Below are 18,610 nucleotides of genomic sequence, written 5' to 3' on the forward strand. Positions count from 1 at the left end.
GTACCTACTGACGAAAGGGCTTCCCCGCCATGTCACATCTCCCCAGCCGCAGAGGACTGCTCTTCGGCACCGCCGCGGTCTCCGCCACGGCCGTCCTCGCGAGTTGCACCAGCAACGACACCGGCGGCGACGCGCAGACCGCCGGCAGCGCCCAGCCCGCCGCCGACGACCAGCCCGGGAAGAAGGTCACGATCGGGTTCGCCGGACCGCAGGCCGACCACGGCTGGCTCAACGCGATCAACGACAACGCCAAGAAGCGCGCCCAGCGCTACTCCGACGTCACGCTGGAGATCACCGAGGGCTCCAACGACACCGCGCAGCAGATCGGGCAGATCGAGACCCTCATCAACAAGAAGGTCGACGTCCTCGTCGTACTGCCCGCCGACGGCAAGGCCCTCACCCAGGTCGGGCTCAAGGCGATGCGGGCCGGCATCCCCGTCGTCAACCTCGACCGGGTCTTCAACACCCCGCAGGCGTACCGGTGCTGGATCGGCGGCGACAACTACGGCATGGGGCTGAACGCCGGGCACTACATCGGCGAGAAGCTGAAGGACAAGGCGGGCGCGAAGGTCGTCGAACTCGCCGGCATCGACAACCTGGAACTGACCCGGCAGCGCACGCAGGGCTTCGACGACGCCCTCAAGAATTACCCGAACATCCGCAAGGTCGCCCGTCAGGCCGCCGACTTCACCGTCGAGTCCGGGCAGGCCAAGATGGCCCAACTCCTCCAGGCCCAGCCGCAGTTCGACGCGCTGTGGAACCACGACGACGACCAGGGCGTGGGCGCGCTGCGGGCCGTGGAGCAGGCCGGCCGCAGCGACTTCCTGATGGTCGGCGGGGCCGGCGCGCTCTCCGCCTTCCAGGCCATCAAGCGCGACGACGGCGTCATGAAGGCGACCGTCCTGTACCCGCCGACGATGGCCGCCTCCGCGATCGACCTCGCCCGCGCGCTCGGCCAGGGCAAGGGCATCGGCGGCCTCGCGGAGTTCGAGATCCCCTCCTCGCTGACGCTGTACTCGGCCGTGGTCGACAAGACGAACGTCGACCAGTACATGTCCACCGGCTTCAGGTGACAGAGCCGGTCGGCCGGTTGACGGCTCCGGCCCGCCGGTTGACGGCTCCGGCCCGCACCCCCCACCGCGCGCACCACGACGAGGAGGACCACCGTATGGAAGACCCGCAGCAGCCGGCCGGAGCCGATCCCGTTCCCGAACTCCGTGTGGGCATGGTCGGTTACGCCTTCATGGGCGCCGCCCACTCCCAGGGCTGGCGCACCGCGGGCCGCGTCTTCGACCTGCCGCTGAACCCGGTCATGACGGCGGTCTGCGGCCGGGACGCGGACGGCGTGCGGCGGGCCGCCGGCCGGCACGGGTGGGCGTCCGCCGAGACCGACTGGCGGGAGCTGATCGCGCGGGACGACATCGACCTCGTCGACATCTGCACCCCGGGCGACAGCCACGCGGAGATCGCGCTGGCCGCGCTCGCCGCCGGGAAGCACGTGCTGTGCGAGAAGCCGCTCGCCAACACCGTCGCCGAGGCCGAGGAGATGACGCGGGCGGCCGAAGCGGCGTACGGGCGCGGCCAGTTGGCGATGGTCGGGTTCAACTACCGCCGGGTGCCCGCCACTTCCCTGGCCCGCCGGATGGTCGCCGACGGCCGCCTCGGCGCCCTGCGGCACGTACGGGTGACGTACCTCCAGGACTGGCTCGTCGACCCGCAGGCCCCGCTCACCTGGCGGCTGCGCAAGGAGCTCGCCGGCTCCGGCGCCCTCGGTGACCTCGGCGCCCATGTCGTCGACCTGGCCCAGTACTTGGCGGGCGAACACCTCGCCGGGGTCTCCGCGCTCACCGAGACGTTCGTCCGCAGGCGCCCGCTCCCGGGCGGCGCCGCGCGCGGGCTCAGCGCGACGGCGGCGGCCGGCACGGGGACCGTCACCGTCGACGACGCCGCCCTGTTCACCGCCCGGTTCTCCTCCGGCGCCCTCGCCTCCTTCGAGGCGACCCGCTACGCCACCGGCCGCAAGAACGCCTTGACCATCGAACTCAACGGCGAGAAAGGCTCGTTGACGTTCGACCTGGAGCGGCTGAACGAACTCTGGTTCCACGACGCCACCACCCCGGACACCGAGGCGGGCTTCCGTCGCATCCTTGTCACCGAGCCCGGCCACCCCTACCTCGACGCCTGGTGGCCGCCGGGCCACGGACTCGGCTACGAGCACACCTTCGTGCACCAGGCCCGCGACCTGGTGCACGCGATCGCCGAACACCGCCCGCCCGAGCCGTCGTTCGCCGACGGACTCCAGGTGCAGCGGGTGCTGGCGGCGGTCGAGGAGAGTGCCGAGAAGAACTCCGTCTATACGCCGATCGCCTGACCGACTGTTTTAGGAGTGCGCATGCCCCGCCCGTTCACCCTGTTCACCGGCCAGTGGGCGGACCTGCCCCTGGAGGAGGTCTGCCGGCTCGCCCGTGACTTCGGCTACGACGGACTCGAACTCGCCTGCTGGGGCGACCACTTCGAGGTCGACAAGGCCCTCGCCGACACCGCGTACGTCGACTCGCGCCACCAACTCCTCGACAAGTACGGCCTGAAGTGCTGGGCGATCTCCAACCACCTGGTGGGACAGGCCGTCTGCGACGCCATCATCGACCAGCGCCACCAGGCGATCCTCCCGCCCGAGGTGTGGGGCGACGGCGACCCCGAAGGCGTACGGCAGCGCGCGGCGGCCCGGATGCGCGACACCGCGCGGGCGGCGGCGGCCTTCGGCGTCGACACCGTCGTCGGCTTCACCGGCTCCGCGATCTGGCACCTCGTCGCCATGTTCCCGCCCGCCCCGGAGTCGATGATCGAGGCCGGCTACGACGACTTCGCCGCCCGCTGGAACCCGGTCCTGGACGTCTTCGACGCCGAGGGGGTGCGCTTCGCCCACGAGGTCCACCCCAGCGAGATCGCCTACGACTACTGGACAACTCACCGCGCACTGGAGGCCGTTGACCACCGGCGGGCCTTCGGGCTGAACTTCGACCCCTCGCACTTCGTGTGGCAGGACCTCGACCCGGTCGGCTTCCTCTGGGACTTCCGCGACCGGATCTACCACGTCGACTGCAAGGAGGCCCGCAAGCGGCTCGACGGGCGCAACGGACGGCTCGGCTCGCACCTGCCGTGGGGCGACCCCCGGCGCGGCTGGGACTTCGTCTCCGCCGGACACGGCGACGTGCCCTGGGAGGACGTCTTCCGCATGCTGCGCTCTATCGACTACCAGGGCCCCATCTCGGTCGAGTGGGAGGACGCCGGCATGGACCGGCTCCAGGGCGCCCCCGAGGCGCTGGTCCGCCTGAAGACCTTCGACTACGAGCCCCCGTCGGCCTCTTTCGACGCGGCCTTCTCCAACTGACCTTCACCCGACGTCATATGGCGTGACGTCAGAAACTCTCCCCAGCTTCCGGGATGACGGCGCATCCCGGCGTACGCACCCGCCCGCACCACCCGTACCACGCTGGAGGCACCCGTGCACGGGAACGACCCCACGACCGCCAGAACCCTCGAACCAAGACGCCGCCCCGCCTGGCGCCGGGCCGTCGCACTGCTCAGCGGCGCCCTGCTCGCCGGGGCGTCGCTCACCCTGACCACCCCCCACGCCGGTGCGTCCGTCACCGGCGAGAGCCCCCAACTCGCTTCCGCGGCCGAGGACTTCCAGCAGGTCACCCTCGCCAAGGGGGAGGCGGAGGTCGGCGAGCCCATGTCGCTCGCCGTCCTCCCCGACCGCTCCGTCCTGCACACCTCGCGCGACGGCGAACTGCGCCGCACCGACGCGGCCGGCAACACCCGCCTCATCGGCAAGCTCGACGTCTACTCCCACGACGAAGAGGGCCTCCAAGGCATCGGCGTGGACCCGCAGTTCAGCTCCAACCGCTTCATCTACCTCTACTACGCACCCAAGTTGAACACCCCGGCGGGCGACGCCCCGGAGAACGGCACCGCCGCCGACTTCGCGCCCTTCGACGGCGTCAACCGCCTCTCCCGGTTCACGCTCGACACCGACGGCACCCTGAACACCGCCAGCGAGAAGCAGATCCTCGACGTCCCCGCCTCCCGCGGCCTGTGCTGCCACGTCGGCGGCGACATCGACTTCGACGCGGCCGGCAACCTGTACCTGTCGACGGGCGACGACACCAACCCCTTCCAGTCCGACGGCTACACCCCGATCGACCAGCGCGCGGGCCGCAACCCCGCCTTCGACGCCCGCCGTTCGGCCGGCAACACCAACGACCTGCGCGGCAAGATCCTGCGTATCAAGGTCGGCGCCGACGGCTCCTACGCCATACCCGACGGCAACCTCTTCGCCCCCGGCACCGCGAAGACCCGCCCCGAGATCTACGCGATGGGCTTCAGAAACCCGTTCCGCTTCAGCGTCGACCAGGCCACCGGCATCCTCTACGTCGGCGACTACGGCCCCGACGCGGGCGCCGCCGACCCGGCCCGCGGCCCCGGCGGACAGGTCGAGTTCAACCGCGTCACCGGCCCCGGCAACTACGGCTGGCCGTTCTGCGCCGGCGCCAACGACCCTTACGTGGACTACGACTTCGGGACGAAGACGTCCGGCGCGGCCTTCGACTGCGCCGCCCCGAAGAACACCTCCCCGCACAACACCGGCCTCGTCGACCTGCCCCCGGCCGTACCCGCGTGGATCCCCTACGACGGCCCGTCCGTACCGGAGTTCGGCGACGGCTCCGAGTCCCCGATGGGCGGCCCCGTCTACCACTACGACGCCGCGCTCGACTCACCGGTGAAGTTCCCCGAAGCCTACGACGGCGACTTCTTCGCCGGGGAGTTCGGCCGCCGCTGGATCAAACGCATCACCAGCGACGCGAACGGCACCGTCCAGGCCATCAACGACATCCCCTGGTCCGGCACCCAGGTGATGGACATGGCGTTCGGGCCCGACGGCGCCCTGTACGTCCTCGACTACGGCACCGCCTGGTTCGGCGGCGACGAGCACTCCGCGCTCTACCGCATCGAGAACGCCACCGACGGCCACTCGCCGGTCGCCCGGGCGACGGCCAACAGGACGTCCGGACAAGCCCCGTTGAGGGTGACGTTCTCCTCCGCCGGGACCACCGACCAGGACGGCGACCCTCTCACCCACCGCTGGGACTTCGGCGACGGCGGCAGCTCGACGGCCGCGAACCCGACGCACACCTACCGCAAGAACGGCACCTATACCGCCACGTTGACCGCGGAGGACCCCTCCGGGCGGACCGGCAGCGCCGGCGTGCAGATCGTCGTAGGGAACACCGCGCCGACCGTTGTCCTCCAAACCCCCCTGGACGGGCAGCTGTTCAGCTTCGGGGACGCCATCCCGTTCAAGGTGAGGGTCACCGACCCCGAGGACGGCAAGCGCATCGACTGCGCCAAGGTCACCGTCCGGTTCATCCTCGGCCACGACAGCCACGGCCACCCGATCACCTCGGCGACCGGCTGCTCCGGCACCCTCCAGACCAGCGCCGACGGCGGACACGACCCGAACGCCAACATCTTCGGCGTGCTCGACGCCGAGTACACCGACAACGGGGGCGGCGGCCAGGCCCCGCTCACCTCGCACGCCCAGAGCGTCCTCCAGCCCCGCCACCGGCAGGCCGAGCACTACTCCGATTCCCTTGGTGTGAAGGTGACTTCACGGGCCGGCGCGAACGGTGCCAAGACCGTCGGCGGCATCGAGAACGGCGACTGGATCTCCTTCACCCCGTACGCGCTGCGCGGCGCCACCTCGGTCACCGCCCGCATCGCCTCCCAAGGCGCGGGCGGCACCCTGGAGTTCAGGGCCGGCTCCCCGAAGGGCACCCTCCTCGGCACGGCCAAGGTACCGGTCACGGGCGGCTGGGAGACCTACCAGGACGTCACCGCGAAACTCTCCCGCACCCCCAAGGGCACGACCGGGCTGTACCTCGTCTTCAAGGGCCGCAGCGGTCAACCCCTGTACGAGATAGACGACTTCACCTTCACGACGAGCTGAGCGGAGGCCCCCATGATGCGCGTGACCGTCGCGATCGCGGGTGCCGCCCTGCTCCTCGGCGCCCTCGCCCAGCCGGCCCCCGCCGCCCAGAGCGCCACCCCCCGCATCCTCGTCTTCACCAAGACCACCGCCTACCGCCACGACTCCATCCCCGACGCCGTCACCGCCCTGCGCCAACTCGGCCTGAGAACAGGCGCGTTCAAGGTGGAGGCGACCGAGGACGCGAACGTCTTCACCCGAACCGGCCTGCGCCGCTACGCCGCCGTCACCTTCCTCTCCACCACCGGCGACGTCCTCAACGAGGCCCAACAGACCGCGTTCGAGGGGTACATACGCCACGGCGGCGCCTTCGTCGGCATCCACGCCGCCGCCGACACCGAGTACGACTGGCCGTTCTACGGTGGCCTCGTCGGCGCCTATTTCCGCACCCACCCGGCGATCCAGCCGGCCGACGTCACCGTCGAGGACCGCGCCCACCCGGCCACCGCGTCGCTGCCGCCGACCTGGAACCGGACCGACGAGTGGTACGACTTCCACGCCAACCCCCGTTCCGGAGTACGGGTGTTGGCCTCCCTCGACGAGTCGTCGTACACGGGAGGGAGCATGAACGGCGACCATCCGATCGCCTGGTGCCAGACCTACCGGGGCGGACGCTCCTTCTACACCGCCGCCGGCCACACCAAGGAGTCCTACGCCGACCCCGTGTACCTGCGGCACCTGCTCGGCGGCATCCGCTGGGCGACCGGCGCCGCACAGGCCGACTGCCGCCCCGAGAACGGCTACACCCCTTTGTTCGACGGGAGTTCGCTGGAGGGCTGGCGACAGGCGGGCCCCGGCTCGTTCACCCTCGCCGCCGACGGCACCCTCACCTCGTCCGGCGGGATGGGCCTGCTCTGGTACGCCGGACGGAGCTTCGGCGCGTACTCGCTGAAGCTCGACTGGAGGATGACCGGCGACTCCAACTCCGGTGTGTTCGTGGGCTTTCCGCCCTCCGACGACCCCTGGTCGGCCGTCGACCACGGCTACGAGACACAGATCGACGCCACCGACACCCCCGACCGCACCACCGGCGCCGTGTACGGATTCCAGTCGGCCGACCTGAAACGGCGTGACCGCGCGCTGAATCCGGCGGGGGAGTGGAACACGTACGAGATCCGGGTGGAGGGCGAGCGGCTGCGCGTCTGGCTCAACGGCGTGCGGATCAACGACTTCACCAACCGCGACCCGGCGCGCAGCCTGCGCGACGGACACATCGGGCTACAGAACCACGGGCCCGGCGACGAGGTGTCGTTCCGTAACGTGCGCGTCAAAGAGCTGCCCGCCAGGGCGAATTGACCGGCGGCGGGCGGGGGACGCCGTACTCCCGCCCGCCGTCACCTCCCCGCGGCACAAGGCACGCCATGTGGTGCTTGTCCACCGGTCCCGGTAAGAATCACCGCGCAAGGTACGAACTCGCTTGAGCAGCAAGGAGATTGCCATGCCCGCGCCCCTGTCTCCCTCCTCCTCCCGCGTGGGCGTCTGGCTGATCGGCGCCCGCGGCTCCGTCGCCACCACGGCCGTCGCGGGCTGCGCCGCCGTCACGGCGGGGCTGCGCCCACCGACCGGACTCGTCACGGAGACACCCCCGTTCGCCGGCGCGGGCCTGCCCGCCCTCACCTCCCTCGTCTTCGGCGGCCACGACGTCACCGACACCCCCCTGCCCAAACGCGCCGAGGAACTCGCCGCCCAAGGCGTCATCCCACCCGGCCTGCCCGCCGCAGTCCTGCCCGAACTCGCCCTGGCGGAACGGGAGATCAGGCCCGGCGGCCCGCTGCCCGGCGACACCCGCACCGACTCCGCGCTGATCGCCGCCTTCGCCGCCGACATCGAGGACTTCGTACGCCGCGGCGGGCTCGACCGCGCGGTCGTCGTCAACGTCGCCTCCACCGAACCGGCCCCCAACGGCCCCGAGATGCCCCCGAGTTCGCTGTACGCGGCGGCGGCCCTGCGCGCGGGCTGCCCCTACGTCAACTTCACCCCCTCGACCGGCCTGCACCACCCCTCCCTCGCCGCCCCGGCCGAGGCGAGCGGGCTCCCGTACGGCGGGCGCGACGGCAAGACCGGGCAGACGCTGCTGCGGTCCGTCCTCGGCCCGATGTTCAGCCGCCGCGCGCTGACCGTGCGCGCCTGGTCCGGCGTGAACCTCCTGGGCGGCGGGGACGGCGCCGCCCTCGCCGACCCCGCCGCCGCGGCGGCCAAGTCGGCAGGAAAGGAACGGGTGTTGGCCGACACCCTGGGCACGGCCCCCGAGGGCCAGGTCCACATCGACGACGTCCCCGCGCTCGGGGACTGGAAGACCGCCTGGGACCACATCGCCTTCGAGGGCTTCCTCGGCACCCGCATGACCCTCCAGACCACCTGGCAGGGCGCCGACTCCGCCCTCGCCGCCCCCCTGATCCTGGACCTGGCCCGCCTCCTGTCCCGCGCCCACGAACGCGAAGTCTCGGGCCCGGTCGCCGAGTTGGCGTTCTTCTTCAAGGATCCGGTGGGGGAGGCGGCCGGGGGGCTGGAGGAACAGTGGGGGGAACTGGTGCGGTTCGCTCGGGGGTTGGGGGAGGGGGCGTGAGTGGGGGGCGGGGTGCGGGAGTTGGGGGTTCGAGTGAGGGTCGAGGTACGGGAGTTGGAGGTTCGAGTGTCGGGCGGGGTGCGGGAGTTGGGGGAGAGGGCTTGCGTCAGGGGGCGGGAGTCGGAGGTGCGGGCGTGAACGCGAGTTCGGGGGCTGCCGCAACTCCGGTCGCTCCGGCGGCCGTTGCCGTACAGCACGCGCAGCCCCCGTCCCCGTACCCGCTCCGCTTCGGCTACGGCACCAACGGGCTGGCCGATCTGCGGCTGGACGAAGCGCTGGGGCTGCTCGCCGAGTTGGGGTACGACGGGGTCGGGCTGACGCTCGATCACATGCATCTGGACCCGCTGGCACCGGACCTCGCGGAGCGGACCCGGCGGCTGGCGCGGCGGCTCGACGCGCTGGGGCTGGGGGTGACCGTGGAGACGGGCGCGCGGTACGTCCTCGACCCGCGCCGCAAGCACGGCCCCTCGCTGCTCGACCCGTCGGACGCCGACCGGGCCCGGCGGACCGACCTGCTGATCAGGGCCGTCGACGTCGCCGCCGGCCTCGGCGCGCACGCCGTGCACTGCTTCAGCGGCGTCCTGCCCGCCGGCACCGCCGAGGACACCGCGTGGAAGCGGCTCGCGGAAGCGCTCGTACCCGTACTGGACGCCTGCGCGGCAGCCGGGGTCCCGCTGGCGGTCGAGCCCGAGCCGGGGCATCTGGTGGGGACGCTCGCCGACTTCCACCGTCTGCGCGAGTCGCTGGACGGCCCCGAACTCCTGGGCCTCACCCTCGACTTGGGCCACTGCCAATGCCTGGAACCCCTCCCACCCGCCGACTGCGTCCGCGCCGCCGCCCCTTGGCTGCGCCACGTCCAGATCGAGGACATGCGCCGGGGCGTCCACGAGCATCTGCCGTTCGGCGAGGGCGAGATGGACTTCCCGCCGATCCTCACGGCGCTGACGGAGAGCGGGTACCGGGGCTTGACGGTGGTCGAACTCCCTCGCCATTCCCATGCGGGGCCGCGGTATGCGGCTGAGTCGTTGCGGTTCCTGCGGGGGGCGGCGGGAGCGGATGCGGGGGCGGCTGGGGCAGCGGCTTCAGCTTGGGCGCCGGCTTCGGCTTCGGATGGGGGAGTGTGATGACCGGCGGGGAGGGGCGGGAGGCGGCGCCCGGGGCTCGCTGTCACGGAGGGCTGGCCCGCGCCGTCCGCGCCCGCCGCGACGAACGCACCCGCTCCCAGGAACCTGCCCGTTCCGTGCACCCGCGCGGGGCCGGCCTCGGGAGGGCGCGCGTAATGGCCGGCGGGGAGGGGCTGGGTGCGGCGGGGGCCTGTGTCCAAGGAGGACCAGCGCACGCCGTCCGTGCCCGCCGTCAGGAACGGGCCTGCCCTGTCCGCGCCCGCTCCCAGGAGCCGCCCGGTTCGTGCACCCGCGCGGGGCTGGTTCTGGGGGGGAGAGAGTGATGGCCGGTGAGGAGGGGCTCCCGGGACTCGCTGTCAGGAACCCGCCTGGTTCGTGCACCGGCGCGGCGTCGGTTCCGGAAAGGGGCGCGTGATGGCCGGTGGGAAGAGGTTGGGCGCGATGCCTGGGACTCGCTGTCAGGAACCCGCCCGGTCTGTGCACTGGCGCGGCGTCGGCTTCAGAAAGGGGCGTGTGATGACCGGTCGGGAGAGGCCGGGGGCGACGCCCAGGGCTCGCCGTCAGGAACCGGCCCGTACCGCTCACCGCGCGGCGCCCAGCTCGCAAGGGAGCCCCCGATGACGCGCCCCCGCACAGACCCCCTCACCCCCGTGGCTCCCCTCGACGGCCTCACCGACCCCGCCCGCACCTGGCTCGCCCACGCCCTGACCGCCGCCGCCACACCCCCAACTCCCGGCCAACTCCCGCCCTGGGAACGCCACTTCGCCGAAGCCGCCCGCCGCTGCGGCCCCGCGTACGCCGACGCCGTCCGCGTCCTCCTCCTGCGCGCCGCCGGCGCCGGCCCGGACGCGCTCGCCCGGACGTACTCCCGGGGCACGGCGGCCGAACGCCGGGCCGTCCTGCGCGCGTTGCCCCACCTCGTGCCCGGCCCCGACGCCGTCCCGCTGGTCGAGGACGCGCTGCGCACCAACGACACGACCCTGATCGCCGCCGCGCTCGGCCCGTACGCCGCCCGCCACCTGGACCCCCACGCCTGGCGGCACGCGGTCCTGAAGTGCCTGTTCACCGAGGTACCCGTGCACGAGGTGGCCGACCTGGAACGACGGGCCACCGGCGACACCGAACTGGCCCGGATGCTGCGCGACCAGGCAGCCGAACGCACAGCGGCGAGCCGTGAGGTCCCGCCGGACCTGCACCGCGTACTGGCCTTCGCGGAGCGCGCTCCGACCGCAGAAGGGACAGCCGCCTCGCCCTCGGGAGAGCCTCCGGCCTCAGAGGAATCCCCGACCCCCTCAGAGAAACCTCCGACCCTGGGAGAGCCCCCAGCCTCAAGGAAACCCCCGGCCCCGGCAGAGAACCCCAACCCGGCAGAAACCCCGGCCTCCAAACAACCCCCGCCCCCGACAGAGCCCCCGCCCCCGAAAGCACCCCCACCCCCGGCCAACACCCCCCACCCCCACAGGACGGAGTCCTGATGCGCTTCCGGCACCCCGACGGCTCCACCATCCACCTCGCGTACTGCACCAACGTCCACCCCGCCGAAACCCTCGACGGCGTCCTGGCCCAACTGCGCGACCACTGCGCCCCCGTACGCCGCAGGCTCGGCCGAGACCGGCTCGGTATCGGGCTGTGGCTCGCCCGGGGCGCCGCGCACACCTTGGACACCGACCCCGCAGCCCTGCGCACACTGCGCGCCGCTCTGGACCGGCGCGGCCTGGAGGTCGTCACCCTCAACGGCTTCCCGTACGACGGATTCGGCGCCGAAGAGGTGAAGTACCGCGTGTACGAGCCCGATTGGGCCGACCCGGACCGCCTGGAGTACACGACAGCTTTGGCGCGCGTCCTGACGGGGCTGCTGCCCGACGACGTCAGCGAGGGCAGCGTCTCGACGTTGCCGCTGGGCTGGCGCACGGCCTGGGACGCGGCCAGGGACGCCACCGCCCGCACCGCCCTGCGCACCCTCGCCGCCCGCCTGGACGCGCTGGCCGACCTCACCGGCCGCTCGGTCCGCGTCGGCCTGGAACCCGAGCCGGGCTGCGCGATCGAGACCACCGCCGACGCCCTCGCCCCGCTCGCCGCGATCGACCGCCCGCGCATCGGGATCTGCGTCGACACCTGCCACCTCGCCACCTCCTTCGAGGACCCCGACACCGCCCTGGACGCCCTCGCCGCCGCCGCGACGCCCGTCGTCAAAGCCCAGTTGTCGGCCGCCCTGCACGCCGAGCACCCGGACCGGCCCGCCGTACGCGAGGCGCTCGCCGCCTTCGCCGAACCGCGCTTCCTGCACCAGACCCGCGCCCGCACGCGGGACGCGCTGCACGGCACCGACGACCTCGGCGAAGCCCTCACCACCGGCGCCCTCCCGCAGGACACGCCCTGGCGCTCCCACTTCCACGTCCCCCTGCACGCGACCCCCTCCGCGCCGCTCACCTCCACGCTCCCCGTCCTGCGCGCCGCCCTCACCCGCCTGGTCGGCGGCCCGCGTCCGCTCACCCGGCACCTGGAGGTCGAGACCTACACCTGGCGGACCCTCCCGCCGGAGCTGCGCCCGCGCACCCGCGCCCAGCTCGCCGACGGCATCGCCGCCGAACTCGCCCTCGCCCGCGACCTCCTGACCGACCTGGGCCTCAAAGAACTCCCCTGAAGGCCCCGGCACCTCCGGGATCCCCGATACCTCAGGGACCCCCTGGACCCACCGAACCCTCCCGAGCCACCGCAGCCCTGGGACCTTCCCGAGCCACCGCAGCCACTTCGCCCACCGCATCCGCCCCACCCCCTTCCCGAACCCCCCGCACCGACCCGCTCACGACCACTCACCCCGCACAACGCCCACCGAATCCGAGGAGTTCCCCGCATGAGCCGCAAACCGCACATCGACGACGAATTCGCCCACCGCCTCAGCAGACGGGGCATGCTGGGCGTCGCCGCAGGCACCACCGCCGCCGCCCTGATCGGCGCCGCCGCGACCCCGGCGACGGCCGCCCCCGGCACCGCGGCGGCGCCCGCGACCGGTTCCGCAGCCGGTTCCGCCACCGCCACCACCTCCGCCGGCCGGGGCCGCCCCGTCCTGCCCCCCGGCCGCCTCGGCATCCAGCTCTACAGCCTCCGCGACAAGGTCTCCACCCTCGGCTTCGCCCCCGTCTTCGCCGAGCTGGAGCGGTACGGCTACGACGAGGTCGAGTTCGCCGGCTACACCCAGGGCTCGGCCGGCCCGATCACCCTGGCCCAGCTGAAGCGGCTGGCCAGGAACCACGGCCTGAACCCGATAGGCAGCCACGTCGGCTACTACTCCGCCGACCCGAACGCCTACACGTTCGCCCAGAACCTGAACAAGGTCCTCGACGAGGCCCAGGCCCTCGGCCTCAAGCACATCGGCACGGCGGCGGGGCCGTTCCGCTACGGCACCACCGTGGACGCCGTCAAGCGGGCGGCCGAGGAGTTCAACGTCTACGGGGCGGCGGCCCGCGCGCGCGGGATGAAGTTCTACCAGCACAACCACTCGGAGGAGTTCGGCTTCGCCTCCGACAACCCCAAGGTCCGCCTGTACGACGTCCTCCTCAGGGAGACCGATCCCCGCCTGGTCTACCTGGAGATGGACATCTTCTGGGCGTACGCGGGCCAGTTCCGCTTCTCGAAGCGCCCCGACGGCAGGCCCGCCCCCTTCGAGCCGCTCGACTACGTCCTCAGACAGCCGCACCGCTATCCGCTGTTCCACGTCAAGGACGGCGTGAACGACTCGGCGAACCCCTACGGCTACCGGATGACCGACGTCGGCGACGGTGACATCGACTACCAGCGCTTCATCTCCGCCGTCACCCGCCTGCGCGGCGAACGCCTCGCCCACCACTGGCAGGCCGAACACGACCAGCCCGCCGACCCCTTCACCTTCGCCCGCAGATCCAGCGCCCACCTGCACTCCCTGCGCGAGAACTGCTGACCCACGCGCGGGAAGGCCCCCCGAAGCCGGACCCGGGGGGCCTTCCCATGTACCTCACGCGCGCGGAGCGCCCGCCCGCACACACCTCTACGCGCGCGGAGCGTCCTTCCCCGCCGTCCGCCCCGGCTGCCGCAGCAGCAGCGCGATGACCGCCGCCACCATGGACACCCCGCCGGCCAGCGCGTACGCGCCGTCGTAGCCCCAGTCGGCGACGACCAGGGAGCCGAGGCCCCCGCCGAAAAGGCCGCTGACGAGCTTGCCGCTGTAGACGAGGCCGTAGTTGGAGGCGTTGTAGTTCTCGCCGAAGTAGTCCGGGGTGAGCGCGGCGAACAGCGGGTAGAAGGCGCCGCCGCCGAAGCCGGACAGGAACGCGAAGAACAGGAACAGGCCCTCGCTGTGGACGTCACCGGCCCAGATGACGCCGAACTGGGCGAGCCCCAGGACGACGATGACGAACACCAGGGTCGACTTGCGGCCCCACCGGTCGGACAGCCAGCCCACGACGCCGCGCCCGACACCGTTGACGACCGCCATGACGCCCATGGAGGACGCGGCGACGAGCGGCCCGAAGCCGACCTCCTTCGCGTAGTCGACCTGGAAGGAGATACCGAAGATCGACACCCCCGCGGTCATGACGATCGACAGCCACATCAGGGGCAGCATCCCGGTACGGATCGCCTCCTTGGGGGTGAACTGCTTCACCGCGGGAGGGTTCTTCGAGAGGCTCGCCGCCGGCTTGCCGTCCCCCGAGGTGGCGAGCGGGTCGACGTCGGCGGGCCACCAGTTCTTCGGCGGGTCCTTGAAGAAGTACGCGCACGCGAAGACGACGATCAGGATGTAGAAGCCGATGAGGTCCAGGATCCGCTGGTAATTGCCGGTGTCGAACGCGTAGTTGAAGACGAAGATGAACGGCAGCGACCCGTAGGCGAAGCCGCCGTTGACGAACCCCGTGCGCGCGCCGCGCCGTTCGGGGAACCACTTGCCGACCATGTTGATGCAGGTCGCGTAGACCAGCCCGGCCCCGATCCCGCCGAGCACCCCGAAGCCCAGGACGGCCAGCAGGACGCTTCTCAGATGCGCGAGGGATAAAAACCCCAAGAGGCACATCACGGAGCCCGCGTACATGGCTTTACGGGCCGTCAGGAGGCCTCTCTCGCGCAGCCAGCCGGCCGGGAAGGCGACGCCGGCCTGGAAGAAGACCCAGATGCTGAGGATCCAGAAGGTGTTGGACTGCGTCCAGCCGTGCGCGCGGGACAGGGTGTCCTCCGCGGAGCCGTACGCGTACTCGAAGACGCTGATCGCCATCATGGCGAGCCAGGGCAGGTAGACCATGAGCCGGCGGGAGTGGCCGAGGATGTCCCGGTCGGTCTCGCCCACGCGGTAGACGCGGCCCAGGGCGTCGGTGATCTCACGGTGGGAACGGGTGCCGTGCGGTGTGGAGGAGGAGCGTGTCGCGTAGGGATCTGCCGTCATGTCAGACCAATTCCTTAACCGTTCGCGGATCGGGAACGTGCGACGACGGGCCGGCCGGGGCCGGCCCGTCACGTCAGGAGCCGCCGCTCCCCAGCAGTCCGGCCGCCCGCGCCCACCGGTACTTCGCGCCGAGCACGGCGACGGGCTTCTCGGTCGTGTACGGGTAGGCGACGACGCCCCGCTCGAAGAGGTACTGGCAGGCCTCCTCGACCTCGACGTCGCCCGCCAGGGACGCCACGACCGGCTTGACGATCCCGCGCTCCCGGAACTCGGCCACCACGCGCGCGGTCAGCTCCGCGAACACCATCGGGGGAGTGACGATGGTGTGCCAGTAACCGAGCACCAGCGCGTGCACGCGCGGGTCCTCAAGTCCGAGCCGGATCGTCGCCTCGTACGTCGACGGCGGCTCGCCCCCGGTGATGTCCACGGGGTTGCCCGCGGCCCCGAACGGGGGGATGAACCGGCGGAACGCCGCGTCCAGGTCCGGCGGGATCTCCATCAGGGACAGCCCGTTGTCGGTGACGGCGTCCGACAGCAGCACCCCGCTGCCGCCGGCGCCGGTGATGATGACGACGTTGTCACCCTGCGGAGCGGGCAGCACCGGCAACGCGCGCGCGTACTCCAGCATGTCGTTCAGCCCGGGCGCCCGGATGACGCCGGCCTGGCGCAGGATGTCGTCGTACACGGCGTCGTCGCCCGCCAGCGCGCCCGTGTGCGAACCGGCCGCCTTGGCGCCCGCCGCCGTGCGGCCGGCCTTCAGGACGACGACGGGCTTCTTCGGGACCGTCGCCCGCGCGGCCTCGACGAACGCCCGGCCGTCCTTGAGGTCCTCCAGGTGCATCGCGATGCACTCGGTGTGCGGGTCCTCCCCGAACCAGGTCAGCAGGTCGTCCTCGTCGAGGTCCGACTTGTTGCCCAGGCCGACGATCGCCGACACCCCCGTACGCGTGGTGCGCGCGAACCCCAGGATGGCCATCCCGATGCCGCCCGACTGCGAGGTCAGCGCCACCCCGCCCTTGACGTCGTACGGCGTGCAGAACGTCGCGCACAGGTCGTGCCAGGTCGAGTAGTAGCCGTAGATGTTCGGCCCCAGCAGGCGCACGCCGTGCCGTTCGGCGATCTCCACGATCTCGTCCTGGAGGGCGTGTTCGCCGGTCTCCGCGAAACCCGACGGGATCAGCACCGCGTTGGGGATGCCCTTGCGGCCGACCTCCTCCAGGGCGGCGGCGACGAACCGCGCGGGGATCGCGAACACCGCGACGTCCACCTCGCCGGGGACGTCCCCGATGCTGCGGTACGCCTTGCGGCCCAGGATGTCGTCGGCCTTCGGGTTGACCGGGTGGATGTCCCCCGCGAACCCGCCGTCGACCAGGTTGCGCATCACCGAGTTGCCGATCTTGCCCTGCTCGTTGGAGGCCCCGATCACCGCGACCGCGCGGGGCTGCATCAGCCGCCGCATCGAGGCGAGGATCTCCGCGCGCGTGTAGCGGCGCCGCTCCTTCACCGGCGCCCCGGAGAGGATGATCCGGATGTCGGCGGCCAGGGCGCCCTCCGGGGTCGCGATCACCGGGTTGAGGTCCACCTCGGCGATCTCCGGGAAGTCCGCGACCAGTCGGGACACCCGCCGGATCTGCTCGGCGACGGCCCACCGGTCCACGCCGGGCCGCCCGCGCACCCCGCGCAGCACCTCCGCCGCGCGGATCGAGTCCAGCATCCCGAGCGCCTCCTCGGCGCTCACCGGGGCCAGCCGGAACGTGACGTCCTTGAGGACCTCGACGAGCACCCCGCCGAGCCCGAACGCCACGACCTTCCCGAACGTCGGATCGGTGACCGCCCCGACGATCACCTCCTGCCCCTGCGGCAGCAGTTCCTGGACCTGCACCCCTTCGATGCGCGCGTCCGCACGGTACGCGCGCGCGTTGTCGACGATCCCGTGGAACGCCTCCCGTACGGCGGCGGCCCCCTCGACCCCGACGACGACCCCGCCGGCCTCCGTCTTGTGCAGGATGTCCGGCGAGACGATCTTCATGACGACGGGCCCGCCGAACCGCGCGGCGGCGGCCACCGCCTCCTCGACGTCCCGCGCGATCTCCTCGCCCGGTACGGCGATCCCGTACGCGTCGGCGACCGTCTTGCCCTCCGGCGCCGTCAGCGCCGTCCGCCCCTCGGCGCGCACGGTGTCCAGCACCGCCCGCACCACCGCAGTCCTGTCCTCGGCCATCACCTCAGATCACCCCGTCCGACTTCAGCAGGACCAGCTCCTCGGGCCGAAGGCCCAGCTCGCCGGTGTAGATCTCGTCGTTGTGCTCACCGAGCAGCGGTGAACTGCTCACCTCCACGGGCGAGTCGGACAGCTTCAGCGGGCTGCCGACGGTCACGAACTCACCGCGCCGCGGATGGGGGACCCGGACGATCATCTCGTTGGCGACGAGCGACTCGTCCTCGATGATCTCCTTGGTCGACAGGATCGGCCCGCACGGGACGCCCCGGCCGTTCAGCTGCTCCAGGACCTCCCACTTGGGCAGCGTCGACGACCACTCCTCGATCAGCTGGAACATCTTGTTCAGCTTCGGCAGCCGCGCCTTCGGGGTCGCCCACTCGGGGTCGTCGGCCAGCTCCGGCCGCCCGATCAGCTCGGCGATCGGCCGCCAGCCGACGGGCTGCACGATCACGTACACGTAGTCGTTCGGCCCGCCCGGCGCGCACTTCACCGCCCACCCCGGCTGGCCCCCGCCGGACGCGTTTCCGGAGCGGGGAACTTCGGTGCCGAAGTCGTCGTTGGGGTATTCAGAGAGCGGCCCTCGTGCCAGGCGCTGCTGGTCCCTCAGCTTCACCCGGCACAGGTTGAGTACAGCGTGCTGCATGGCCACGTTGACCCGCTGACCTCGCCCGGTTTTCTCGCGCTGGAACAACGCAGCGAGAATCCCCGCCACGGCGTGGACCCCCGTCCCCGAGTCCCCGATCTGGGCTCCCGTCGCCAGCGGCGGCCCGTCCTCGAAACCGGTGGTCGACATCGACCCGCCCATCGCCTGGGCGACGACCTCATAGGCCTTGAAGTCGGTGTACGGACCGTCCCCGAACCCCTTGATGGAGGCGTAGACGATGCGTGGATTGATCTCCTTGATGCGTTCCCAGGTGAACCCCATCCGGTCCACCGCGCCCGGGCCGAAGTTCTCGACCATGACGTCCGAGCGCCGGATCAGCTCGGTCAGCAGCTCCTTGCCGCGCGCGGTCTTGGTGTTGAGGGTGATGCTGCGCTTGTTGCAGTTCAGCATCGTGAAGTACAGCGAGTCGGCGTCCGGCAGGTCACGCAGCTGCCCGCGCGTGATGTCCCCGGTCGGCGCCTCCAGCTTCACCACGTCCGCGCCGAGCCAGGCCAGCAGCTGGGTCGCCGAGGGGCCGGACTGGACGTGGGTCATGTCGAGGACGCGGATGCCCTCAAGTGCCCTGGTGGTCATGGC

13 protein-coding genes are annotated in these 18,610 nt (G+C 71.8%); 10 read left to right on the forward strand and 3 right to left on the reverse strand.

What is annotated here, in order from left to right; all coding sequences use genetic code 11:
• Positions 1-29: 29 nt before the first annotated feature.
• From ACYUD3_RS03060 to ACYUD3_RS03105, 10 genes are all read left to right on the forward strand, one after another.
• Positions 30-1,073, forward strand: coding sequence for a substrate-binding domain-containing protein (locus ACYUD3_RS03060; protein WP_470963014.1), 1,044 nt, complete (start codon positions 30-32; stop codon positions 1,071-1,073).
• 95 nt (positions 1,074-1,168) lie between these two features.
• Positions 1,169-2,371: a Gfo/Idh/MocA family protein gene (locus ACYUD3_RS03065; protein WP_470963938.1), complete on the forward strand. Its 1,203-nt coding sequence runs from the start codon at positions 1,169-1,171 to the stop codon at positions 2,369-2,371.
• A gap of 21 nt (positions 2,372-2,392) precedes the next feature.
• Complete coding sequence (locus tag ACYUD3_RS03070) at positions 2,393-3,391, forward strand: sugar phosphate isomerase/epimerase family protein (protein ID WP_470963017.1); 999 nt, start codon at positions 2,393-2,395, stop codon at positions 3,389-3,391.
• A 114-nt stretch (positions 3,392-3,505) separates the two neighbouring features.
• The gene (locus ACYUD3_RS03075; RefSeq protein WP_470963020.1) at positions 3,506-6,010 is read left to right on the forward strand and encodes a PQQ-dependent sugar dehydrogenase; all 2,505 of its coding nucleotides are present in this window, start codon (positions 3,506-3,508) and stop codon (positions 6,008-6,010) included.
• 15 nt (positions 6,011-6,025) lie between these two features.
• Positions 6,026-7,345: a ThuA domain-containing protein gene (locus ACYUD3_RS03080; RefSeq protein ID WP_470963941.1), complete on the forward strand. Its 1,320-nt coding sequence runs from the start codon at positions 6,026-6,028 to the stop codon at positions 7,343-7,345.
• Between the two features lie 142 nt (positions 7,346-7,487).
• Positions 7,488-8,615, forward strand: coding sequence for an inositol-3-phosphate synthase (locus ACYUD3_RS03085; RefSeq protein ID WP_470963023.1), 1,128 nt, complete (start codon positions 7,488-7,490; stop codon positions 8,613-8,615).
• Positions 8,616-8,863: 248 nt separating this feature from the next.
• The gene (locus tag ACYUD3_RS03090; RefSeq protein WP_470963944.1) at positions 8,864-9,739 is read left to right on the forward strand and encodes a sugar phosphate isomerase/epimerase family protein; all 876 of its coding nucleotides are present in this window, start codon (positions 8,864-8,866) and stop codon (positions 9,737-9,739) included.
• A gap of 617 nt (positions 9,740-10,356) precedes the next feature.
• Positions 10,357-11,214 (forward strand): EboA domain-containing protein, encoded by an 858-nt coding sequence (locus ACYUD3_RS03095; protein WP_470963026.1) that lies wholly within the window; start codon positions 10,357-10,359, stop codon positions 11,212-11,214.
• Complete coding sequence (gene eboE, locus ACYUD3_RS03100; protein WP_470963029.1) at positions 11,214-12,383, forward strand: metabolite traffic protein EboE; 1,170 nt, start codon at positions 11,214-11,216, stop codon at positions 12,381-12,383. Before ACYUD3_RS03095 ends, eboE begins: the two co-directional genes overlap by 1 nt.
• 210 nt (positions 12,384-12,593) lie before the next feature.
• Complete coding sequence (locus ACYUD3_RS03105) at positions 12,594-13,676, forward strand: sugar phosphate isomerase/epimerase family protein (RefSeq protein WP_470963032.1); 1,083 nt, start codon at positions 12,594-12,596, stop codon at positions 13,674-13,676.
• Between the two features lie 87 nt (positions 13,677-13,763).
• Here ACYUD3_RS03105 and ACYUD3_RS03110 read toward each other — a convergent pair whose 3' ends face one another.
• The 3 genes from ACYUD3_RS03110 to frc all read right to left on the reverse strand — a co-directional run bounded on the left by ACYUD3_RS03110 (position 13,764) and on the right by frc (position 18,607).
• On the reverse strand, positions 13,764-15,149 hold the full coding sequence (locus ACYUD3_RS03110) for an OFA family MFS transporter (protein ID WP_470963035.1): 1,386 nt from the start codon (positions 15,147-15,149) through the stop codon (positions 13,764-13,766).
• A 73-nt stretch (positions 15,150-15,222) separates the two neighbouring features.
• The gene (locus ACYUD3_RS03115) at positions 15,223-17,370 is read right to left on the reverse strand and encodes an acetate--CoA ligase family protein (protein ID WP_470963038.1); all 2,148 of its coding nucleotides are present in this window, start codon (positions 17,368-17,370) and stop codon (positions 15,223-15,225) included.
• A gap of 4 nt (positions 17,371-17,374) precedes the next feature.
• Positions 17,375-18,607, reverse strand: coding sequence for a formyl-CoA transferase (frc, locus tag ACYUD3_RS03120; RefSeq protein ID WP_470963041.1), 1,233 nt, complete (start codon positions 18,605-18,607; stop codon positions 17,375-17,377).
• Between the last annotated feature and the right edge of the window lie 3 nt (positions 18,608-18,610).

The organism is Streptomyces sp. AMJ-169, assembly GCF_055597585.1.

What these genes read in the sequence shown, in the direction of transcription:
- frc (WP_470963041.1), bottom strand. Translation starts at nt 18,607, where the DNA reads ATGACCACCAGGGCACTTGAGGGCATCCGCGTCCTCGACATGACCCAC.
- ACYUD3_RS03085 (WP_470963023.1), top strand. Translation starts at nt 7,488, where the DNA reads ATGCCCGCGCCCCTGTCTCCCTCCTCCTCCCGCGTGGGCGTCTGGCTG.
- ACYUD3_RS03105 (WP_470963032.1), top strand. Translation starts at nt 12,594, where the DNA reads ATGAGCCGCAAACCGCACATCGACGACGAATTCGCCCACCGCCTCAGC.
- ACYUD3_RS03080 (WP_470963941.1), top strand. Translation starts at nt 6,026, where the DNA reads ATGCGCGTGACCGTCGCGATCGCGGGTGCCGCCCTGCTCCTCGGCGCC.
- ACYUD3_RS03060 (WP_470963014.1), top strand. Translation starts at nt 30, where the DNA reads ATGTCACATCTCCCCAGCCGCAGAGGACTGCTCTTCGGCACCGCCGCG.
- eboE (WP_470963029.1), top strand. Translation starts at nt 11,214, where the DNA reads ATGCGCTTCCGGCACCCCGACGGCTCCACCATCCACCTCGCGTACTGC.
- ACYUD3_RS03110 (WP_470963035.1), bottom strand. Translation starts at nt 15,149, where the DNA reads ATGACGGCAGATCCCTACGCGACACGCTCCTCCTCCACACCGCACGGC.
- ACYUD3_RS03095 (WP_470963026.1), top strand. Translation starts at nt 10,357, where the DNA reads ATGACGCGCCCCCGCACAGACCCCCTCACCCCCGTGGCTCCCCTCGAC.
- ACYUD3_RS03115 (WP_470963038.1), bottom strand. Translation starts at nt 17,370, where the DNA reads ATGGCCGAGGACAGGACTGCGGTGGTGCGGGCGGTGCTGGACACCGTG.
- ACYUD3_RS03070 (WP_470963017.1), top strand. Translation starts at nt 2,393, where the DNA reads ATGCCCCGCCCGTTCACCCTGTTCACCGGCCAGTGGGCGGACCTGCCC.
- ACYUD3_RS03065 (WP_470963938.1), top strand. Translation starts at nt 1,169, where the DNA reads ATGGAAGACCCGCAGCAGCCGGCCGGAGCCGATCCCGTTCCCGAACTC.